Origin of the sequence: Candidatus Infernicultor aquiphilus, assembly GCF_002784285.1 — a bacterium.
GTDB classification, from domain to species: Bacteria; Atribacterota; Phoenicimicrobiia; order Phoenicimicrobiales; family Phoenicimicrobiaceae; genus Infernicultor; species Infernicultor aquiphilus.
Genome location: NZ_PFKO01000336.1, coordinates 1 through 2743, shown reverse-complemented (window position 1 = coordinate 2743; position 2743 = coordinate 1). Strand labels below are relative to the sequence as shown.

At 32.2% G+C, this 2743-nt stretch carries 3 protein-coding genes and 1 riboswitch; all 3 genes read left to right on the top strand.

Annotated features, from left to right (window positions below; all coding sequences use genetic code 11):
* A partial coding sequence (locus tag COZ07_RS09345; protein WP_406608296.1) for a fumarylacetoacetate hydrolase family protein occupies positions 1 to 652 on the top strand: 652 nt, incomplete at its 5' end.
* A 112-nt stretch (positions 653 to 764) separates the two neighbouring features.
* A riboswitch (THF riboswitch) is annotated at positions 765 to 880 on the top strand.
* Positions 881 to 968: 88 nt separating this feature from the next.
* A complete protein-coding gene (locus COZ07_RS09340; protein ID WP_406608295.1) occupies positions 969 to 1499 on the top strand; it encodes a folate family ECF transporter S component in 531 nt (176 codons plus the stop codon).
* A gap of 70 nt (positions 1500 to 1569) precedes the next feature.
* Positions 1570 to 2640: a zinc-binding dehydrogenase gene (locus COZ07_RS09335; protein ID WP_406608294.1), complete on the top strand. Its 1071-nt coding sequence runs from the start codon at positions 1570 to 1572 to the stop codon at positions 2638 to 2640.
* The last annotated feature ends 103 nt before the right edge of the window (positions 2641 to 2743 follow it).

Below are 2743 nucleotides of genomic sequence, written 5' to 3'. Positions count from 1 at the left end.
TTTAGAAAATCAATATTCTCTTTTGGAGATTAAATATTTACCTCCTTGTTTGCCTTCTAAAATAATAGCCTTGGGATTGAATTATTTTGACCATGCAGAAGAACTTAAATTGAAGATTCCTGAGAAACCTTTGATATTTTTAAAACCTTCTAGTGCAGTAATCGGGCATAAAGAGAATATTATTTATCCAAAAATGACTGAACGTTTAGATTACGAAGCAGAGTTAGGAGTAATTATAAAAAATAAAGTTAAAAATATTAAACCAAAAGAGGTTTACGAAAATGTATTAGGTTACACCTGTTTTAATGATGTAACGGCTAGAGATTTACAAAAAAAGGATGGACAATGGACTAGATCTAAATCATTTGATACATTTGCTCCTCTTGGTCCTTATCTAGTTACTGATTTGGAACCTAATAATTTAGAAATAAAACTTCGGCAGAATGGTAAAGTAAAGCAACATTCCTCAACTAGTAAGATGATTTTTAAGATAGAAGAAATCGTAAGTTTTATTTCTCAAATAATGACTTTGAATCCAGGAGATCTTATAGTTACTGGTACTCCCTCTGGAGTAGGCGAACTCCAGGTAGGTGATGTAGTAGAAGTAGAGATTGAAGGTATTGGAACTTTAACCAATTATATTTCTTTATAATAAACCAAGAAAAATAAACATCGAAGCAACATTTAATCAATAGGTAATTAAAAAAGAATTTAAATAAAGGGGAGGCGATTAATTAAAATAATTTAACCAAAGATAGTTAAAAGTCAGAGTAGGTGATATGCGTTAAGTGTTAGAGAATGGGACGTTGTCTCTAAACGAAAGGCTTAAAGATTTATCAAGATATTTTTAAGCTTGCGGTATATCATCGCGTTCGCTGCTACATCGAAAATTGCTTTTATATAGATACTTCTTGATGTAGCAGAAAAAGTTTTATTTATTTTCAGCTATATCAAGGAGGAAAAATTAAATGAAGATCTCATCTCGTGAAATTACTACCATGGGTCTTTTAATTGCATTAAGTATAATTTTAACCCGAGTAGCTAGTTTGCGTATTGCTATTGGAGGAGTAGAAGGGGTTAGGATAGGTTTAGGAAAGTTACCTATAATTTTAGGAGGTATTGTATTTGGTCCTCTAGTAGGAGGGTTAATAGGAGCTTTTTCTGACTTATTGGGATACTTTATCAATCCTATGGGGGCTTATATGCCTCATTTTACTCTGACTTCTGCTTTAGGCGGAATAATTCCTGCGACTATCTTAATCTTAATGAAAAAGGATGAACCTAATGTTTTTGAGTTAGGAATAGCTATTGCTATAGGGCAGATAATAACTTCTATTTTGTTGATATCTTACTTTTTACATATTTTATTTGGGCTTCCTTGGGCAGTATTAATACCACCTCGGATGGTGGCAGAACCTATCCATATATTTATCTATACTTATATAATTAATATGATTTTAAAGAGAAATATTTTAATCGTCAATTCTAAAAATATTTAAATAATTAAGCTAATATTCTTTTTAAGCAAAAAATATTAAAAGAAAAAGGAGAGGAGGGTATCTATAATAATTGAAAAACATAAAAGCAAAAAATATGAATCCCTCAAATAAAATTATGAGAGCAGCAATATTTTATGGTCCTCAACAGGTACGATTGGAAGAAGTTAGCATTCCCAACATCGATTCTGACGAAGTTTTGGTAAAAATAAGAGCTGCTCTTACCTGCGGAACAGATCGAAAAATGTACCTGAGAGGGCATCATTTATTTAATCCACCTTTTGTATTTGGACATGAATTTTCCGGTGATATAATTAAAGTAGGAAAAAAAGTAAGGGATTTTGAACCAGGAATGAGAGTAACGGCTGCTAATTCTGCTCCTTGTAATCATTGCTTTTATTGCAAAAAAGGCGATTTTAATTTATGCGAAAATTTGTATATTCATTTAAGCGGAGCTTTTGCAGAATATATAAAAGTTCCTGCTGCTATTGTAGCTCAAAATTTATTTTCAATTCCAGAAAATGTAAGCTATAAAGAAGCAGCATTATTAGAACCTCTTTCTTGTGTAGTTCATGGAATTGAGGAGTCTAATATTAATTTGGGTGATACGGTAGTTATAAATGGAGCTGGTCCGATAGGATTAATGTATTTACAACTAGCAAGGTTAAGAGGAGCTAAAGTGATTATTGCTGACCAATTGGAAGAAAGACTCAAATTAGCCTCGAAGTTAGGAGCTTATAAGACTATCAATGTATCAAAAGTGAAAAATCCGGTAGAAGAAGTAAAAAAAATTACAGAAGGTGGAAGAGGTGCAGATGTAGTTATTGAAGCAGTAGGCTTACCTGAAGTTTGGGAGCAGTCTATTTCTATGGTTAGAAAAGGAGGGACGGTAAATCTTTTTGGGGGATGTGAAAGAGGAACCAAAATATCTATTGATACTAGTTTAATTCATTATTCTCAAATAAATATAAAGGGAGTTTTCCATTACAACCCTCAACAGGTTAAAAGAGCTTTCAATATAATCTGTAATAAGATAATTGATATCGATGCATTAATTACTTACGAATTTCCCCTTAGTGAAATATCTACTGTGATAGAAATGATGTTGGCACATAAGGGTATTAAGATAGCTGTGATACCTTAAAGAGGTATATGGTGGTTATTTCCCAAAAAGCCAAAAATATTTTCAACAGACTTCGTCTCGTATCGCGTATCGCGTATCGCGTTGGAAATAAGATTAGTTATAA

Coding starts and splice junctions, on each gene's coding strand:
- COZ07_RS09340 (WP_406608295.1), top strand. CDS start 969: ATGAAGATCTCATCTCGTGAAATTACTACCATGGGTCTTTTAATTGCA.